General features: G+C 51.4%; 19 protein-coding genes, 1 pseudogene and 1 other annotated feature. Of the genes and pseudogenes, 11 read left to right on the forward strand and 9 right to left on the reverse strand.

The window, feature by feature from the left end:
* Positions 1-41: 41 nt before the first annotated feature.
* The 4 genes from yidC to rpmH are packed head-to-tail and all read right to left on the reverse strand — an operon-like array spanning position 42 to position 2,428.
* Complete coding sequence (gene yidC / locus A7098_RS13760) at positions 42-1,688, reverse strand: membrane protein insertase YidC (protein ID WP_000378289.1); 1,647 nt, start codon at positions 1,686-1,688, stop codon at positions 42-44.
* Between the two features lie 2 nt (positions 1,689-1,690).
* Positions 1,691-1,948, reverse strand: a complete 258-nt coding sequence (gene yidD, locus A7098_RS13765; RefSeq protein WP_001307474.1) for a membrane protein insertion efficiency factor YidD — start codon at positions 1,946-1,948, stop codon at positions 1,691-1,693.
* Positions 1,912-2,271: a ribonuclease P protein component gene (rnpA, locus tag A7098_RS13770; protein WP_000239730.1), complete on the reverse strand. Its 360-nt coding sequence runs from the start codon at positions 2,269-2,271 to the stop codon at positions 1,912-1,914. The genes yidD and rnpA overlap by 37 nt, the downstream gene beginning before the upstream one ends.
* A 16-nt stretch (positions 2,272-2,287) precedes the next feature.
* The gene (gene rpmH / locus A7098_RS13775; RefSeq protein ID WP_000831330.1) at positions 2,288-2,428 is read right to left on the reverse strand and encodes a 50S ribosomal protein L34; all 141 of its coding nucleotides are present in this window, start codon (positions 2,426-2,428) and stop codon (positions 2,288-2,290) included.
* 606 nt (positions 2,429-3,034) lie between these two features.
* Here rpmH and dnaA point away from each other — a divergent pair.
* The 6 genes from dnaA (at position 3,035) to yidA (ending at position 10,615) form a co-directional block, all read left to right on the forward strand.
* A complete protein-coding gene (dnaA, locus tag A7098_RS13780; protein ID WP_000059098.1) occupies positions 3,035-4,435 on the forward strand; it encodes a chromosomal replication initiator protein DnaA in 1,401 nt (466 codons plus the stop codon).
* 4 nt (positions 4,436-4,439) lie between these two features.
* On the forward strand, positions 4,440-5,540 hold the full coding sequence (dnaN, locus tag A7098_RS13785) for a DNA polymerase III subunit beta (RefSeq protein ID WP_105280958.1): 1,101 nt from the start codon (positions 4,440-4,442) through the stop codon (positions 5,538-5,540).
* Positions 5,540-6,613, forward strand: coding sequence for a DNA replication/repair protein RecF (gene recF, locus A7098_RS13790; RefSeq protein ID WP_000060090.1), 1,074 nt, complete (start codon positions 5,540-5,542; stop codon positions 6,611-6,613). Before dnaN ends, recF begins: the two co-directional genes overlap by 1 nt.
* 28 nt (positions 6,614-6,641) lie before the next feature.
* Positions 6,642-9,056, forward strand: coding sequence for a DNA topoisomerase (ATP-hydrolyzing) subunit B (gene gyrB / locus A7098_RS13795; protein WP_000072054.1), 2,415 nt, complete (start codon positions 6,642-6,644; stop codon positions 9,054-9,056).
* A gap of 233 nt (positions 9,057-9,289) precedes the next feature.
* Positions 9,290-9,688, forward strand: coding sequence for a YidB family protein (locus tag A7098_RS13800; protein WP_000522198.1), 399 nt, complete (start codon positions 9,290-9,292; stop codon positions 9,686-9,688).
* 114 nt (positions 9,689-9,802) lie between these two features.
* Positions 9,803-10,615 (forward strand): sugar-phosphatase, encoded by an 813-nt coding sequence (gene yidA / locus A7098_RS13805; RefSeq protein ID WP_000985555.1) that lies wholly within the window; start codon positions 9,803-9,805, stop codon positions 10,613-10,615.
* A 45-nt stretch (positions 10,616-10,660) separates the two neighbouring features.
* Here yidA and yidX read toward each other — a convergent pair whose 3' ends face one another.
* Positions 10,661-11,317: a protein YidX gene (yidX, locus tag A7098_RS13810; RefSeq protein WP_024212585.1), complete on the reverse strand. Its 657-nt coding sequence runs from the start codon at positions 11,315-11,317 to the stop codon at positions 10,661-10,663.
* 136 nt (positions 11,318-11,453) lie between these two features.
* Here yidX and A7098_RS24250 point away from each other — a divergent pair.
* Positions 11,454-11,567 (forward strand): annotated as a pseudogene (locus A7098_RS24250) (hypothetical protein); the annotation flags it as partial.
* Here the strand turns inward: A7098_RS24250 and cbrA are convergent.
* Positions 11,528-12,628 (reverse strand): colicin M resistance lipid reductase CbrA, encoded by a 1,101-nt coding sequence (cbrA, locus tag A7098_RS13815; protein ID WP_105280973.1) that lies wholly within the window; start codon positions 12,626-12,628, stop codon positions 11,528-11,530. The pseudogene A7098_RS24250 and the gene cbrA overlap by 40 nt on opposite strands.
* Positions 12,629-12,728: 100 nt before the next feature.
* On the opposite strand from cbrA, the gene A7098_RS13820 reads away from it, so the two are divergent.
* The gene (locus A7098_RS13820; protein WP_198599196.1) at positions 12,729-13,943 is read left to right on the forward strand and encodes a DUF3748 domain-containing protein; all 1,215 of its coding nucleotides are present in this window, start codon (positions 12,729-12,731) and stop codon (positions 13,941-13,943) included.
* Here the strand turns inward: A7098_RS13820 and A7098_RS13825 are convergent, their stop codons facing one another.
* On the reverse strand, positions 13,944-14,276 hold the full coding sequence (locus A7098_RS13825; RefSeq protein ID WP_064732606.1) for a YceK/YidQ family lipoprotein: 333 nt from the start codon (positions 14,274-14,276) through the stop codon (positions 13,944-13,946).
* A gap of 238 nt (positions 14,277-14,514) precedes the next feature.
* Positions 14,515-14,587 (forward strand) — a sequence feature (ROSE (Repression Of Heat Shock gene Expression) occurs in the 5'-region of heat shock genes and acts as an RNA thermometer to modulate expression.).
* Between A7098_RS13825 and ibpA the strand changes: the two genes are divergently transcribed.
* Both ibpA and ibpB read left to right on the forward strand, forming a co-directional pair.
* Positions 14,581-14,994, forward strand: a complete 414-nt coding sequence (ibpA, locus tag A7098_RS13830) for a small heat shock chaperone IbpA (RefSeq protein WP_001243437.1) — start codon at positions 14,581-14,583, stop codon at positions 14,992-14,994. (Overlaps the previous feature by 7 nt.)
* Positions 14,995-15,105: 111 nt before the next feature.
* On the forward strand, positions 15,106-15,534 hold the full coding sequence (gene ibpB / locus A7098_RS13835; protein ID WP_001243431.1) for a small heat shock chaperone IbpB: 429 nt from the start codon (positions 15,106-15,108) through the stop codon (positions 15,532-15,534).
* A 4-nt stretch (positions 15,535-15,538) separates the two neighbouring features.
* Here the strand turns inward: ibpB and A7098_RS23850 are convergent, their stop codons facing one another.
* On the reverse strand, positions 15,539-15,688 hold the full coding sequence (locus A7098_RS23850; RefSeq protein WP_024165178.1) for a hypothetical protein: 150 nt from the start codon (positions 15,686-15,688) through the stop codon (positions 15,539-15,541).
* Positions 15,689-15,729: 41 nt separating this feature from the next.
* On the opposite strand from A7098_RS23850, the gene A7098_RS13840 reads away from it, so the two are divergent.
* Positions 15,730-17,391, forward strand: coding sequence for a putative transporter (locus tag A7098_RS13840; RefSeq protein WP_024165177.1), 1,662 nt, complete (start codon positions 15,730-15,732; stop codon positions 17,389-17,391).
* 74 nt (positions 17,392-17,465) lie between these two features.
* Here A7098_RS13840 and A7098_RS13845 read toward each other — a convergent pair whose 3' ends face one another.
* Positions 17,466-18,347, reverse strand: a complete 882-nt coding sequence (locus tag A7098_RS13845) for an AraC family transcriptional regulator (protein ID WP_024212588.1) — start codon at positions 18,345-18,347, stop codon at positions 17,466-17,468.
* Positions 18,348-18,374: the final 27 nt, after the last annotated feature.

Below are 18,374 nucleotides of genomic sequence, written 5' to 3' on the forward strand. Positions count from 1 at the left end.
CGGTCAACTGACCGCCCTTATTTTAGCGAAAACTCACCGAATCAGGATTTTTTCTTCTCGCGGCTATGCAGGCCACGTTTTTCCAGACCACGGTAAATCAGCTGCTGCTGAATAATGGTTACCAGGTTGCTGACGATATAGTACAGCACCAGACCTGACGGGAACCACAGGAAGAACACGGTGAAGATGACCGGCATAAAGGTCATGATCTTCTGCTGCATCGGGTCGGTCACTGTGGTTGGCGACATCTTCTGAATGAAGAACATCGTTACGCCCATCAGGATCGGCAGGATGTAGTACGGGTCCTGTGCAGACAGGTCGTGGATCCACAGTGCAAACGGTGCCTGACGCAGTTCAACGGAACCCATCAGCATGTAGTACAACGCCAGGAAGATTGGCATCTGGATCAGCAGCGGGAAGCAGCCGCCCAGCGGGTTAACCTTCTCAGCTTTGTACAGCGCCATCATTTCCTGGCTGATACGCTGTTTGTCATCGCCCAGACGCTCACGCATAGCCTGAATTTTCGGCTGCAGCATACGCATCTTCGCCATGGAGGTGTACTGCGCTTTGGTCAGCGGGTACATGATGCCACGAACGATAAAGGTGATGATGATAATGGAGAAGCCCCAGTTACCCACAAAGCTATGGATCCATTTCAGCAGTTTGAACAGCGGCTGAGAGATGAACCACAACCAACCGTAATCAACGGTCAGATCCAGGTGCGGAGCAACGGCCGCCATTTTGTCCTGGATTTCCGGGCCAACCCACAGGGTGCTGTTCATCGCGCCAGTCTGACCAGGCTGAACCAGTACCGGCTGAGACTTATAGCCGATAGCGGCAATGCCGTTACCCAGATTAGCGGTATAGAAGTTGTTGGTGCCGTCGTTATGCGGGATCCATGCAGTTGCGAAATACTGTTGCAGCATCGCAACCCAACCACCTTTCGAAGAGATGTTCAGGTTTTCGTTGTCAGCAATAGTATCGAACTTGTATTTCTCGTACTTCTCGTCAGGCGTGGAGTACGCCGCGCCACGGAAGGTATGCAGCGCAAAGTTGCTGCTTCCGGTATCGAGATGCGGTGGCAGAGTGATGGATTGCTTCAACTGACCAAAGGTGGAGATCTCCAGCGGTTTTTCGCCAGCGTTCTGCACGTTGTAGTTGACGTTGACAGCGTAATCACCACGTTTCAGGACAAACGTTTTGGTAAACGTGTTGCCTGCCGCGTCGGTATACGTCATCGGCACCTGCAGTTCGTTTTGGCCTTCAGCCAGCACATAAGCGTCTTTTTCGACGTTATACAGCGGACGCGGGCCGTTAGCCGGGTTATCCGGGCCATCACGACCGGTCAGACCGCTCTGTGCCTGATAAATAAACTGCGGTGAGGTTTCCAGCAGCTGGAACGGCTGGGTAGAGTTCAGTTCTTTCGGGTAAGCCGGCAGCAGGGCCTGCTCAACATCACCACCACGGGTGTTGATGGTCAGATCAAGCACGTCGGTTTTAACCGAAATCAGTTTCCCCTGGCCACTGGCCGGTACGCCCTGGTCGGCGGCGCTACCCGCTGCGGTGGTCGTTGTCTGCGTGGTCTGTTGAACCTGAGGTTGCGGGTTTTTATCCTGCTCCCAGGCTTGCCAGATCATGAAAGACACGAACAGCAAAGCGATGACTAAAAGATTGCGTTGCGAATCCATCGTTAGTGTTCTCTGGTATCAAATGGTCCGGGCGGGACGGGATCGTCACCACCAGGGTGTAAAGGGTGGCATTTTAATACGCGTTTCACCGTCAACCAACTGCCTTTTATCACTCCAAACCTGCGCAATGCCTCAATTCCGTAGCTTGAACAGGTTGGAGTGAAACGACAATGCGGCCCGAGTAGCGGACTAATCAGGCGTTGGTATACCCGAATAAGGGCTATCAGGACCCGCGAGCCAGGCGACAGTGGCGGCGCCATAATTTTTCCAACGCTTCCGAGAGAGCACGGTTATCGAGGTCGGCAACCCCTTTTTTCGCCACCACCACGAAATCCATAGCCGGGAGTTCATGTTGGCGTAGACGGAAGCTTTCACGCGTCAGACGTTTAATCCGATTGCGTTCATGCGCTCGTCGAACGTTTTTCTTGGCGACTGTAAGACCGATACGGGGATGCCCCAGCGAATTCAGGCGGCCGAGGATGGTGATTTGCGGCGTGCCAGCCCGTTGTGGCTGCTGGAAGACGAATGTGAATTGACTGGGAGTTAACAAGCGTAACTCCCTGGGAAATGCGAGCTTAACCACTCAGGGGTTAGCTTTATTACTTAGAAACGGTCAGACGAGCACGGCCTTTAGCACGACGACGTGCCAGTACCTGACGACCATTTTTAGTAGCCATACGAGCACGGAAGCCGTGAGAACGGTTGCGCTTCAGTACAGACGGTTGAAAAGTGCGTTTCATGGCGATTTCTACCTAAACTTGAATAAATTCAATGGCTTTATTGGATATCCGTCCGAAAATCGAACGATGGACACCGAAGCCATGGGTGATTAAAGAGGCCGGATTGTAATAATTGTACACTCCGGAGTCAATTCTCTTTCCTTATTTACCGCGCTTTTCCGCACCTTTTCACAGGGAAAAAGTGCAACTGTATACCGGTGAAAACCAGCATTGCGCGCCGGGTGGGGGATTATACGGGCTACCAGGTAAAGCGCAAGGATCGCTCAGGATCTTTATTAGATCGATTAAGACTAATTTTGTTTATGGTCATTAAATTTTCCAATATGCGGCCTAAATCGTGCCCGCCTTGCGCCTGGATCGTTTACACTTAACGGGTTCTGGAAAGTCCTGTGGATAAATCGGGAAAATCTGTGAGAAACAGAAGATCTCTTGCGCAGTTTAGGCTATGATCCTCGGTCCCGATCGTTTTGCAGGATCTTGATCGGGCATATAACCGCAGACAGCGGTTCGTGCGTCACCCTCATGCAGGGTCTTTTCGACGTGCGTCAACAATCATGAATGTTTCAGCCTTAGTCATAATCGACTTTTGTTCGAGTGGAGTCCGCCGTGTCACTTTCGCTTTGGCAGCAGTGTCTTGCCCGATTGCAGGATGAGTTACCAGCCACAGAATTTAGTATGTGGATACGCCCATTGCAGGCGGAACTGAGCGATAACACGCTGGCCTTGTACGCGCCAAACCGTTTTGTCCTCGACTGGGTACGGGACAAGTACCTCAATAATATCAATGGACTGCTAACCAGTTTCTGCGGAGCGGATGCCCCACAGCTGCGTTTTGAAGTGGGCACAAAGCCCGTGACACAAACGCTGAAAGTCCCTGCCAGTAACACCGTTGCACCAGCTCAGGCCGCTCAGGTGCAACCGCAACGTGCTGCACCTGCGGCGCGCTCGGGTTGGGATAACGTTCCGGCTCCGGCAGAACCGACCTATCGTTCCAACGTTAACGTTAAACATACATTTGATAACTTCGTCGAAGGTAAATCTAACCAACTGGCGCGCGCGGCGGCTCGCCAGGTGGCAGACAACCCTGGCGGCGCCTATAACCCGCTGTTCCTTTATGGCGGCACGGGGCTGGGGAAAACTCACCTGCTCCATGCGGTGGGCAATGGCATTATGGCGCGCAAGCCCAATGCCAAAGTGGTTTATATGCACTCCGAACGTTTTGTGCAGGACATGGTAAAAGCTCTGCAAAACAACGCGATTGAAGAGTTTAAACGCTACTACCGTTCCGTAGATGCGCTGCTGATCGACGATATTCAGTTTTTTGCTAATAAAGAACGATCCCAGGAAGAGTTTTTCCACACCTTCAACGCCCTGCTTGAAGGTAATCAGCAGATCATTCTCACCTCGGATCGCTATCCGAAAGAGATCAACGGCGTTGAGGATCGTTTGAAATCCCGCTTTGGCTGGGGACTGACTGTGGCGATCGAACCGCCAGAGCTGGAAACCCGCGTGGCGATCCTGATGAAAAAGGCCGACGAAAACGACATTCGTTTGCCGGGCGAAGTGGCGTTCTTTATCGCCAAGCGTCTACGATCTAACGTGCGTGAGCTGGAAGGGGCACTGAACCGCGTCATTGCTAACGCTAACTTTACCGGACGGGCGATCACCATCGACTTCGTGCGTGAGGCGCTGCGCGATTTGCTGGCATTGCAGGAAAAACTGGTCACCATCGACAATATTCAAAAGACGGTGGCGGAGTACTACAAGATCAAAGTCGCGGATCTCCTTTCCAAGCGTCGATCTCGCTCGGTGGCGCGTCCGCGCCAGATGGCGATGGCGCTGGCGAAAGAGCTGACTAACCACAGTCTGCCAGAGATCGGCGATGCGTTTGGTGGTCGTGACCACACGACGGTGCTTCATGCTTGCCGTAAGATCGAGCAGTTGCGTGAAGAAAGCCATGATATCAAAGAAGATTTTTCAAATTTAATCAGAACATTGTCATCTTAATCCTATGAAATTTACCGTAGAACGTGAGCATTTATTAAAACCGCTACAACAGGTGAGCGGTCCGTTAGGTGGTCGTCCTACGCTACCGATTCTCGGTAATCTGCTGTTACAGGTTGCTGACGGTACGTTGTCGCTGACCGGTACTGATCTCGAGATGGAAATGGTGGCACGTGTTGCGCTGATTCAGCCGCACGAACCAGGGGCGACGACCGTTCCGGCGCGCAAATTCTTTGATATCTGCCGTGGTCTGCCTGAAGGCGCGGAAATTGCCGTGCAACTGGAAGGTGAGCGGATGCTGGTGCGCTCCGGGCGTAGCCGTTTTTCGCTGTCTACCCTACCAGCGGCGGATTTCCCGAACCTCGATGACTGGCAGAGCGAAGTCGAATTTACCCTGCCGCAGGCGACGATGAAGCGTCTGATTGAAGCGACCCAGTTTTCAATGGCGCATCAGGACGTTCGCTATTATTTAAACGGTATGTTGTTCGAAACCGAAGGCGAAGAACTGCGTACCGTGGCGACCGACGGTCACCGTCTGGCGGTCTGCTCAATGCCGATTGGTCAGTCTTTGCCAAGCCATTCGGTGATTGTGCCGCGTAAAGGTGTGATTGAACTAATGCGTATGCTCGACGGTGGCGACAATCCGCTGCGCGTGCAGATTGGCAGCAACAACATTCGCGCCCACGTTGGCGACTTTATCTTCACCTCCAAACTGGTGGACGGTCGCTTCCCTGATTACCGTCGAGTTCTGCCGAAGAACCCGGATAAACATCTGGAAGCTGGCTGTGATCTGCTCAAACAGGCGTTTGCTCGTGCGGCGATTCTCTCTAACGAGAAATTCCGTGGTGTGCGCCTGTATGTCAGTGAAAACCAGTTGAAAATTACCGCCAACAACCCGGAACAGGAAGAAGCGGAAGAGATCCTCGACGTCATCTATAGCGGTGCAGAAATGGAAATCGGCTTCAACGTTAGCTATGTGCTGGATGTTCTGAACGCGCTGAAATGCGAAAACGTGCGTATGATGCTGACCGATTCGGTTTCCAGCGTGCAGATTGAAGATGCCGCATCACAGTCGGCTGCCTATGTTGTCATGCCAATGAGACTGTAATGTCCCTCACCCGCTTGTTGATCCGCGATTTCCGCAATATCGAAAACGCGGATCTCGCTTTATCTCCTGGCTTTAACTTTCTGGTGGGTGCCAACGGCAGTGGCAAAACCAGCGTGCTGGAAGCCATCTATACGCTCGGTCACGGTCGGGCGTTTCGTAGTTTGCAGATTGGTCGCGTCATTCGCCATGAGCAGGAGGCGTTTATTCTCCACGGGCGATTACAGGGCGAAGAGCGTGAGACGGCAATTGGCTTAACCAAAGATAAACAGGGCGACAGCAAAGTCCGCATTGACGGTACTGACGGGCATAAAGTCGCGGAGCTGGCGCATCTGATGCCGATGCAACTGATAACGCCAGAAGGGTTTACTTTACTCAACGGCGGCCCGAAATACAGAAGAGCATTCCTCGACTGGGGATGCTTTCACAACGAACCTGGATTTTTCACCGCCTGGAGCAATCTCAAGCGTTTGCTCAAGCAGCGCAATGCGGCGCTGCGCCAGGTGACTCGTTACGAGCAGCTACGCCCGTGGGATAAAGAACTGATCCCGCTGGCGGAGCAAATCAGCACCTGGCGCGCCCAGTACAGCGCCGGTATCGCCGCCGATATGGCCGATACCTGTAAGCAATTTCTCCCGGAGTTTTCTCTGACTTTCTCTTTTCAGCGCGGCTGGGAGAAAGAGACAGAATACGCTGAGGTGCTGGAACGTAATTTTGAACGCGATCGCCAGCTAACCTACACCGCGCACGGCCCGCACAAAGCGGACTTACGCATTCGCGCCGACGGTGCGCCGGTGGAAGATACCTTATCGCGTGGGCAGCTAAAGCTGCTGATGTGCGCCTTACGTCTGGCGCAAGGAGAGTTCCTCACCCGTGAAAGCGGGCGGCGGTGTCTCTACCTGATAGATGATTTTGCCTCTGAGCTTGATGATGAGCGTCGCGGACTGCTTGCCAGTCGCTTAAAAGCGACGCAATCACAGGTCTTTGTCAGTGCGATAAGTGCTGAACACGTTATAGACATGTCGGACGAAAATTCGAAGATGTTTACCGTGGAAAAGGGTAAAATAACGGATTAACCCAAGTATAAATGAGCGAGAAACGTTGATGTCGAATTCTTATGACTCCTCCAGTATCAAAGTCCTGAAAGGGCTGGATGCGGTGCGTAAGCGCCCTGGTATGTATATCGGCGACACGGATGACGGCACCGGTCTGCACCACATGGTATTCGAGGTGGTAGATAACGCTATCGACGAAGCGCTCGCGGGTCACTGTAAAGAAATTATCGTCACCATTCACGCCGATAACTCTGTCTCTGTACAGGATGATGGGCGCGGCATTCCGACCGGTATTCACCCGGAAGAGGGCGTATCGGCGGCGGAAGTGATCATGACCGTCCTGCACGCGGGCGGTAAATTTGACGATAACTCCTATAAAGTGTCCGGCGGTCTGCACGGCGTTGGTGTTTCGGTAGTAAACGCCCTGTCGCAAAAACTGGAGCTGGTTATCCAGCGTGAAGGTAAAATTCACCGTCAGATCTACGAGCACGGTGTACCGCAGGCACCGCTGGCGGTTACCGGCGATACTGATAAAACCGGCACTATGGTTCGTTTCTGGCCAAGCCTCGAAACGTTCACCAATGTGACCGAGTTTGAATATGAAATTCTGGCGAAACGTCTGCGTGAGTTGTCGTTCCTCAACTCCGGCGTTTCCATTCGTCTGCGCGACAAGCGCGACGGCAAAGAAGACCACTTCCACTATGAAGGCGGTATCAAGGCATTCGTTGAATATCTGAACAAGAACAAAACGCCAATCCACCCGAATATCTTCTACTTCTCCACCGAAAAAGACGGTATCGGTGTCGAAGTGGCATTGCAGTGGAACGATGGCTTCCAGGAAAACATCTACTGCTTTACTAACAACATTCCGCAGCGTGACGGCGGTACTCACCTGGCAGGCTTCCGTGCGGCGATGACCCGTACCCTGAACGCCTACATGGACAAAGAAGGCTACAGCAAAAAAGCCAAAGTCAGCGCCACCGGTGACGATGCGCGTGAAGGCCTGATTGCGGTCGTTTCCGTGAAAGTGCCGGATCCGAAATTTTCCTCCCAGACCAAAGACAAACTGGTTTCTTCTGAGGTGAAATCGGCGGTAGAACAGCAGATGAACGAACTGCTGGCAGAATACCTGCTGGAAAACCCAACCGACGCGAAAATCGTGGTCGGCAAAATCATTGATGCCGCTCGTGCGCGTGAAGCTGCGCGTCGCGCCCGTGAAATGACCCGTCGTAAAGGCGCGCTGGACTTAGCTGGCCTGCCGGGCAAACTGGCGGACTGTCAGGAGCGCGACCCGGCGCTTTCCGAACTGTACCTTGTGGAAGGGGACTCTGCGGGCGGCTCTGCGAAGCAGGGGCGTAACCGCAAGAACCAGGCGATTCTGCCGCTGAAGGGTAAAATCCTCAACGTTGAGAAAGCCCGTTTCGATAAGATGCTTGCTTCCCAGGAAGTGGCGACGCTTATCACCGCACTTGGTTGTGGTATTGGTCGTGACGAATACAATCCGGACAAACTGCGTTATCACAGCATCATTATCATGACCGATGCGGACGTCGACGGCTCGCACATTCGTACATTGCTGTTGACCTTCTTCTATCGTCAGATGCCGGAAATCATCGAACGCGGTCATGTCTACATTGCTCAGCCGCCGCTGTACAAAGTGAAGAAAGGCAAGCAGGAGCAGTACATTAAAGACGATGAAGCGATGGATCAGTACCAAATTTCTATCGCTCTGGATGGTGCATCTTTGCATACCAACGCCAGTGCACCAGCTTTAGCTGGTGAAGCGTTAGAAAAACTGGTGTCGGAGTACAATGCGGCGCAGAAAATGATCGTTCGCATGGAACGTCGCTATCCGAAAGCAATGCTGAAAGAGCTTATCTATCAGCCGACGCTGACGGAAGCCGACCTCTCTGATGAGCAGACTGTTACCCGCTGGGTGAACGCGCTGGTCAGCGAACTGAACGACAAAGAACAGCACGGCAGCCAGTGGAAGTTTGATGTCCACACCAATGCCGAGAAAAACCTGTTCGAGCCGATTGTTCGCGTGCGTACCCACGGCGTGGATACTGACTATCCGCTGGATCACGAGTTTATCACCGGCGGCGAATATCGTCGTATCTGCACGCTGGGCGAGAAACTGCGCGGTCTGCTGGAAGATGATGCGTTTATCGAACGTGGCGAGCGTCGTCAGCCGGTAGCCAGCTTCGAACAGGCGCTGGACTGGCTGGTGAAAGAGTCCCGTCGCGGCCTCTCCATCCAGCGTTATAAAGGTTTGGGCGAGATGAACCCGGAACAGTTGTGGGAAACCACAATGGATCCGGAAAGCCGCCGTATGCTGCGCGTTACCGTTAAAGATGCGATTGCCGCCGACCAATTGTTCACCACGCTAATGGGCGACGCCGTAGAACCGCGCCGTGCGTTTATCGAAGAAAACGCCCTTAAAGCGGCGAATATCGATATTTAAAATGCGAGCGTGCCTGATGCGCTACGCTTATCAGGCCTACGAAACCTCTGCAATATATTGAATTTGCAATGTTTTGTGGGCCGGATAAGGCGTTCATGCCGCATCCGGCAAGAAGCTATAAGTAATAAAAGGGCGGAGATGATCTCCGCTCTTTTTATTTCTGCAATCCGCAATTATCATCCCGCAGAACTATACTTTTTGAGTCAACACGTAACGCTTTACAGGTGAATATCATGGGGCTTTTTGATGAAGTTGTCGGTGCCTTTCTGAAAGGCGATGCGGGAAAATATCAGGCGATTTTAAGTTGGGTTGAGGAACAGGGAGGCATCCAGGTGCTGCTGGAAAAACTGCAAAGTGGCGGTTTAGGTGCCATTCTCTCAACCTGGTTAAGTAATCAACAGGGCAATCAGCCGGTGAGCGGCGAGCAACTGGAGTCGGCGCTCGGCACAAACGCGGTGTCCGATCTCGGGCAAAAACTCGGCGTAGATACCCGTGCTGCTTCCAGCTTACTGGCGGAACAATTGCCGAAGATTATTGATGCTCTTTCACCGCAGGGTGAAGTGTCACCACAAGCCAATAACGATCTGCTTTCCGCAGGCATGGAGTTGCTGAAAGGGAAACTCTTCCGCTAAGCAAAAGGGGAGCACGCAACACGCGTTGCATCCCCCTTTTCCCTCGGGTGTTGTACTGATTTTTGAGCGGAATCGCGTTAGCATGAGTCAGGAACCAATCTACCTGGGGAACTCATGGCTATCAAACTCATTGCTATCGATATGGATGGCACCCTTCTGCTGCCCGATCACACCATTTCACCCGCCGTTAAAAATGCGATTGCCGCAGCTCGCGCCCGTGGCGTGAATGTCGTACTGACGACGGGGCGCCCTTATGCAGGCGTTCACAACTACCTGAAAGAACTGCATATGGAACAGCCGGGCGACTACTGCATTACTTACAATGGCGCGCTGGTGCAGAAAGCCGCTGATGGTAGCACCGTGGCGCAAACAGCCCTGAGCTATGATGACTACCGTTTCCTGGAAAAACTCTCTCGTGAAGTCGGTTCCCATTTCCACGCGCTGGATCGCACCACGCTGTACACCGCCAACCGTGACATCAGCTATTACACGGTGCACGAATCATTTGTTGCCACCATTCCGCTGGTGTTCTGCGAGGCGGAGAAAATGAACCCTGACACCCAGTTCCTGAAAGTGATGATGATTGATGAACCCGCCATCCTCGACCAGGCCATCGCGCGCATTCCGCAGGAAGTAAAAGAGAAATACACCGTGCTGAAAAGTGCGCCGTACTTCCTCGAAATCCTCGATAAACGCGTCAATAAAGGCACTGGCGTGAAATCGCTGGCGGAAGTGCTTGGCATTAAACCGGAAGAAATTATGGCGATTGGCGATCAGGAAAACGACATCGCAATGATTGAATACGCAGGCGTTGGTGTGGCGATGGATAACGCTATTCCTTCGGTGAAAGAAGTGGCGAACTTTGTCACTAAATCCAACCTTGAAGATGGCGTGGCGTTTGCAATCGAAAAGTATGTGCTGAATTAATCTGTGGGCGGGCAAACAGCATAAACGCGTTTGCCCGCTTACTGATTATTGGTTTACTGCATATACAACCAGAAATTGCAGCGGTGCAGTAATGATGTCCAGCGTAACAGTCACTGGCAGTAATGCTGCGGAAACACCATCCGGAATGCCTCTGGGTGAATAGTATTCATAAAATCGCACTTTAAATGGATGGTAGAACGCCATCACCTTTGAGTAATCCATGTTTTTATTTTTCTCATGGATTGTGCCTTTTAGGTTTTCCAGTGACCTGGTACAGTGTTGAACACCACAGGCAAAATCATAATGCGTTGCCAGTGCCTTTTCTTCTTCGTTATTCCAGTAGTAGTAAAGCGATATTGTGCCGGTAAATTTCTTTTTCCCCGCATTTAAAACAAATCTTGCGTCATCAGCAACCTGAATATTGTGCCGGTTAAGTGCTGGATCATTGAGCATCTTAACGATGTCATCGGCACCATCAGTGATAAGGTAATCCAGCGATTCCCCTACAAAAACATAGCCTTTTGTTCCATTACTATCCTTTGCCTGCGATAGCCCCGTGATGGTGTCTGACTGCGATTGATACTTTCCTGAAGTACCCTTTGCGGTATGGGAAACCAGGGCATACGAGATACAGCCCGAAAGCATCAGCGCCAGTGGGAATAAACCGGCAGCCTTAAAAAATCCCTTAAAATTCAAATTCATGATTAATCCTTTAAACAAGATCGCTAAGCCGTTGAAAGCATACTCTTCTTTCCCTCCTGTTTAGCGCCTGATCTCCCTTTTCAGATTTCTGCCCGATATAAGACCTTTTCTTATGAGGTGTTTTTTTGTGGACTAATATCTGTTGCAAGGCTATGGCTTCGCACCTGCACTGGTTTATATCTCCGCCGTCGCGTTGATTGGCGCGCTCTCTTACATCCTGCTGGTGGGCGATGTGAAGCGCGTTGGATAATCTTTCAACTGTGAAATATGCGCCACACCACTGCGCATAATCCACTTTCTTAAAGCCGGTGCGGTCAGGCATCGGCTTTTTACTATCTTGCCGAAGAGTTTTAAACGCAGTTTGCGGGTGGCGCGCCAGTAAGCGGCGTTGCTCTTCTCCGGCTGCTTCAGTAACACCGAACGCAGAATCTCTGCGCTATCCAGCGCATAGCTAATCCCCTCCAGCGAGCTGGCGCTGATAAATCCCGCCGCTTCGCCAATCAGAAAGGCGTTGTCCTTACCGCAGACAAAATCCTGCCAGCGCGAGGGAAACAGCACCGTGCATTTTTCGCTTTTCACCGCCTTACCAAACTGGAACTGAAAGGCGTTCATTTTCTCTTTCAGCGCCGCGAAACGCGCCTGACCGTCTTTCATCGGATAGGCACCGCCAAAGATAAAATAACCGTCTTTGCTGATACTCCATGAATAACAGTCCGTTATCGCATTATCAAAGATGCAGGAGTAGAACGGCACCGGATGCTTCTCTGCGAACCACTGCTGGATAGCGACATATTTACGAATCTGATGATCCGGATAAAGATGTCGCCGCACCATCGAGTTTGCGCCATCGGCACCCACCAGATAACGGGCGGTAATATGCTGCTCCCAGCCGTCTGCGCGAAAAATGACATGCCATTTATCATCCTCATGCCAGATTTTTCGACACAGGCTGTCGTGGTAAACCTCAACGCTGGCGGGGATCAGCGACTTCATCCACAAGTCGAAGGCATGGCGATTAATATTGATATAGCTCCGCTGGTAGTTACGCGTGAGCGATGCGGCGACGTCGACGGTTTTGACGCTAAAAATCTGCGGATTGGCGATCACATCGACAGGAAGCGTCAGTCCATCGCGAATAAAAGAACGCTGCGCGTCCGGTGCCAGCAGACCACCACAAGGCTTGCTGAAACCTTCAGTACCGCACTGGTGCTTTTTATCCAGCGCGATCACCTGCATTTTGCCTGCTAACTGCCGCGCCAACGCCGACCCCGCCGGGCCGAGGCCAATAATCGCCACGTCGAAATGTTCCATCTTTTTACTCACATTCATCACGATGGCAAAAGACTATTGTCTGAAAGTGAAGTCCTTGTGAAGTATGATGGCGGGAAACGTTTTGTATCAGGATCACGCCATGAAACAACTCACCAACGCTTCACGAAATCACCTGCTCACCAATACCAATACCTGGACACCCGACAGCCAGTGGCTGGTGTTTGATGTGCGTCCTTCTGGCGCGTCGTTTACCGGCGAGACCATTGAGCGCGTGAATATCCATACCGGCGAGGTCGAGGTTATCTACCGGGCGTCACAGGGCGCACACGTCGGCGTGGTGACCGTTCATCCGAAGTCAGAGAAATATGTCTTCATCCACGGCCCTGAAAATCCTGATGAAACATGGCATTACGATTTCCATCACCGCCGTGGCGTGATTGTTGTGAGTGGAAAGGTGAGTAATCTCGATGCAATGGATATTACCGTTCCGTACACCCCAGGGGCGCTACGCGGCGGCAGCCATGTGCATGTTTTTAGCCCGAACGGTGAAATGGTGAGTTTTACCTATAACGACCATGTAATGCATGAACTCGATTCGGCGCTGGATTTGCGAAACGTCGGGGTTGCCGTACCGTTTGGCCCGGTCAACGTACAAAAGCAGCATCCGCGTGAATACAGCGGTAGCCACTGGTGCGTGCTGGTGAGTAAAACTACGCCCGCGCCGCAGCCTGGCAGTGATGAAATCAATCGCGCTTATGAAGAGGGATGGGTAGGAAATCACGCGCTGGCGTTTATTGGCGACACGCTTTCGCCAAAGGGCGAGAAAGTACCGGAGCTGTTTATCGTTGAGTTACCGCAAGATGAAGCTGGCTGGAAAGCAGCTGGTGGTGCGCCGTTAAGCGGAACGGAAACAACCCTGCCCGCGCCGCCGCGTGGCGTCGTGCAGCGACGTTTAACCTTTACACACCATCGGACTTATCCGGGGTTAGTCAACGTCCCGCGCCACTGGGTGCGCTGTAGTCCACAGGGTACGCAAATCGCGTTTTTAATGCGTGATGATAACGGCATTGTGCAACTGTGGCTTATCTCGCCACAGGGAGGCGAGCCGCGCCAGTTAACCCATAACAAAACGGATATCCAGTCTGCATTTAACTGGCATCCATCAGGAGAGTGGCTGGGAGTTGTGCTGGATAACCGCATTGCCTGCGTACATGCGCAAAGCGGTGAAGTTGAGTATTTAACTGATAATCACGCCAACCCACCTTCGGCAGACGCCGTGGTCTTCTCGCCGGACGGTAAATGGCTGGCGTGGATGGAAGCAGGTCAGCTGTGGATCACCGAAACGGGTCGCTAGTCAGTTCGCTGGCATTCTGGCTGGTGGAATAACGGCATTGATGGCTTGCGCGTCGGCTTCGCTTTTTTCCACGCGCGAGCGCACCGAACTGTCTTTGCGGAACGCATCCCACGGCAGCAAAAGTGTGTCCATGACTGCGGTAAATGGCATATCGAGAATCGCCAGCGATTTGGTTCCCCAGTTTGTTGTGTCATCGCCAATCATGGTGACACTGGCGCGGGTGCCGGGATACGTTCCCTCCTTACCTCCGGTATGGGACATTACGCTGGAGCATCCTCCGAGTAATGTCATTCCGCTGCATATCATGGACGCTAACAACACATTTCTTATCATAATAAATTCATCTGTTAATCGTGGGTGTTGGCATGATGTGTTATAGCGATCCCTTGCCGAAAATAACATCATCATCATGTCGCACTGTGGCGGCTATCGCACTTTAACGTTTCGTGCTGTCCTCCAGTCTATGCAATAGACCACAAACTGCAAAAAAAAGTCCGTTGGAAAGGCTTGAAAAGTGCATATCCAGACCCATTTTTATACCGTAGCTGATGAGAACGCGCCTGATGGGTGTTCTGGCTACCCGACCTGTCCATTGTGGAAGGTCTTATATTCTCGCTGATTTCAGGAGCTATTGATTATGCGTAACTTTGATTTATCCCCGCTTTATCGTTCTGCTATTGGATTTGACCGTTTGTTTAACCACTTAGAAAACAACCAGAGCCAGAGTAATGGTGGCTACCCTCCGTATAACGTTGAGCTGGTAGACGAAAACCATTACCGCATTGCTATCGCTGTCGCGGGGTTTGCTGAGAGTGAACTGGAAATTACCGCCCAGGACAATCTGTTGGTGGTGAAAGGTGCCCATGCTGACGAACAAAAAGAGCGCACCTATCTGTACCAGGGCATCGCAGAACGCAACTTCGAACGCAAATTCCAGTTAGCCGAGAACATTCATGTTCGTGGCGCTAACCTGGTGAACGGGCTGCTGTATATCGATCTTGAACGCGTGATTCCGGAAGCGAAAAAACCGCGCCGTATCGAAATCAACTAATTCTCTAAGGCCGCCAGGCGCGGCCTGACATTTCTATGCTCGCCGTCAGGGAGCATATGCGAATCTTCGGATTTGCAGGTACTTACTCGCTTCTTAGAAGGAGAAATGACTATGCGTAACTTCGATTTATCCCCATTGATGCGTCAATGGATCGGTTTTGACAAACTGGCTAACGCATTGCAAAACGCCGGTGAAAGCCAGAGCTTCCCGCCGTACAACATTGAGAAAAGCGACGATAACCACTACCGCATTACCCTGGCGTTGGCTGGTTTCCGTCAGGAAGATTTAGAGATTCAACTGGAAGGTACGCGCCTGAGCGTAAAAGGCACGCCTGAGCAGCCAAAAGAAGAGAAAAAATGGTTGCATCAAGGGCTTATGAATCAGCCATTTAGTCTGAGCTTTACGCTGGCTGAAAATATGGAAGTCTCTGGCGCAACCTTCGTTAATGGTTTGCTGCATATTGATTTAATTCGTAATGAGCCTGAACCCATCGCTGCGCAGCGTATCGCTATCAGCGAACGTCCCGCGTTAAATAGCTAATTAGCTATTCTTTTTGCCCCGCCAGCCTGGTGGGGCTTTTTTTATCAACCATCTTCAACTCTGTATTAATTTTCGTCAGGTTAAGATGTTCCGGCACTCTCTTTCCCGTGATAATGTGCGCCATAAGGCAAATCTGCTTCACCGATTCAGCCATAATCCCTGGTAATTAAAATGTTATTTCAAGAGAAATGGACGATGAGTGATATAGCATTAACAGTCAGTATTCTGGCTTTGGTGGCGGTCGTCGGTTTGTTTATCGGCAACGTCAAGTTTCGCGGCATAGGATTAGGCATTGGCGGCGTGCTGTTTGGTGGGATCATCGTTGGCCATTTCGTTTCTCAGGCTGGGATGACATTAAGTAGCGATATGCTGCATGTTATCCAGGAATTTGGCCTGATCCTGTTTGTTTATACCATCGGGATTCAGGTGGGGCCGGGCTTCTTTGCCTCATTGCGCGTCTCCGGGTTACGCCTCAACTTGTTTGCTGTTCTGATAGTCATTATCGGCGGTCTGGTTACCGCAATCTTGCATAAACTTTTCGATATTCCACTGCCTGTGGTGCTGGGGATTTTCTCTGGCGCGGTCACCAATACGCCAGCATTGGGGGCAGGTCAGCAAATCTTACGCGACCTCGGCACACCGATGGAGATGGTCGATCAGATGGGGATGAGTTACGCGATGGCGTATCCATTCGGCATTTGTGGGATTTTGTTCACCATGTGGATGCTGCGGGTTATTTTCCGCGTCAATGTTGAGACTGAGGCCCAGCAGCACGAGTCCACGCGAACCAACGGCGGTGCGCTAATCAGGACGATTAACATCCGTGTTGAAAACCCTAATTTGCATAATTTAGCCATTAAAGATGTGCCAATTCTTAATGGCGATAAAGTTATCTGCTCACGATTGAAACGAGAAGAAACCCTAAAAGTACCTTCGCCAGATACCATTATCCAACTTGGCGATTTGCTGCATCTGGTGGGACAGCCTGCGGATTTGCATAATGCACAGTTGGTGATTGGTCAGGAGGTGGATACTTCGCTATCAACGAAAGGCACCGATTTGCGCGTCGAACGCGTGGTGGTCACCAATGAAAATGTGCTCGGTAAACGTATTCGCGACCTGCACTTTAAAGAACGCTATGACGTTGTTATCTCGCGCCTGAACCGTGCCGGGGTTGAACTGGTCGCCAGTGGCGATATTAGCCTGCAATTTGGCGATATCCTCAACCTGGTGGGGCGGCCTTCTGCTATTGATGCCGTTGCCAATGTATTAGGTAATGCGCAGCAAAAACTGCAACAGGTTCAGATGTTACCGGTGTTTATTGGTATCGGTCTTGGCGTGTTGTTAGGCTCCATTCCCGTGTTTGTGCCTGGATTCCCGGCGGCATTGAAGCTGGGGCTGGCGGGGGGGCCGCTGATTATGGCGCTGATCCTTGGGCGTATTGGCAGTATCGGCAAGCTGTACTGGTTTATGCCACCAAGCGCCAACCTCGCGCTGCGGGAGCTGGGGATCGTACTGTTCCTCTCGGTAGTGGGTCTGAAATCCGGTGGGAATTTTGTCGATACCCTGGTCAATGGCGAAGGACTAAGCTGGATTGGTTATGGTGCCCTGATCACCGCTGTTCCGCTGATTACAGTCGGCATTCTGGCGCGGATGTTAGCCAAAATGAATTATCTCTCGATGTGCGGAATGTTGGCTGGCTCTATGACCGATCCTCCGGCGCTGGCGTTTGCCAATAATCTTCATCCTACCAGCGGTGCGGCGGCGCTCTCTTACGCCACGGTCTATCCGTTAGTCATGTTCCTGCGTATTATCACCCCCCAATTACTGGCGGTGCTCTTCTGGAGTATCGGTTAACTCTTTTCCGGGTGGAGTCGCCGTAAATGGCACTCCACCTGGTATTTCTGAACATCATCGAGTCATTTACACTCTCACCATTTTGGTTGTGACTGGTTTGTATTCTTCAGTACGGCTGACGGTGCATAACCAAATTTATGCTTAAAGGCTTTGCTAAAATGAAAGGAGTCGAAGAAGTTGAGTGTATCAGCGACTTCGCCAACCGAGTTCCCTTCTTGCTTTAAGAGTGAGAGCGCCAGATCCAGACGCGCATCAAGGTAATATTCTTTCGGTGTCTTACCGGTGTAACGTAAAAACAGGCGACGCAACCAGGTCTCGCTACAGGGGATGGTGGCGGCCATATCGGCAACACTCCAGCGTTGTTGCAGGCTGGCATGTAAAGTGGCAATTAATTTTTCAATTTGCCGCCGTTGCGGATCTTTTTTGCCGTCCGCGTACATAAGACAAATCCACTGATAAATAATTTTCGTCAGAAAAGCGACCGCCAGATTATTTTTTATTGTTTCTGGTGAAGTAATTAACTCAGCAACTTCGGTGAGTTCCTGATTATAAAATTCGCCATTATAAATAATGCTCTGCTGGCCGACGGGAATATCCATCATGCTGGTGGGGGTAAATTCCATCCAGTACTGTTCCCAGACTAAACCTTCACAGTGATAAGAGTGAATATCCATCGGCTTTAAAAATATAATACAGTTGCCATGCAGTGTTATTTGCTCACCATTCTTTAAAAGAATTTTTCCACATCCTTGCACGGTATACACCGCCACCCAGGAGTTGGCGATAAGCGGTTTCTTCTTGTCTCGCGGCCAGATTACGCGGTAATGCTCATCGGCATAGGTGTGCCAGAGTGAGATTAGAGAAATTCCGCTGGAGATCACATTTTCGTTAATCAATAAGGGAATATTGTATGGAGTATCGTTTTTTACATCCGAACTTTGCAATTTTCCATTCATTTTAATATCCCTCCGTCGAATTATGCT

The sequence above is a fragment of the Escherichia sp. MOD1-EC7011 genome (assembly GCF_002965005.1).
In the GTDB taxonomy this organism is placed as follows: Bacteria; Pseudomonadota; Gammaproteobacteria; order Enterobacterales; family Enterobacteriaceae; genus Escherichia; species Escherichia ruysiae.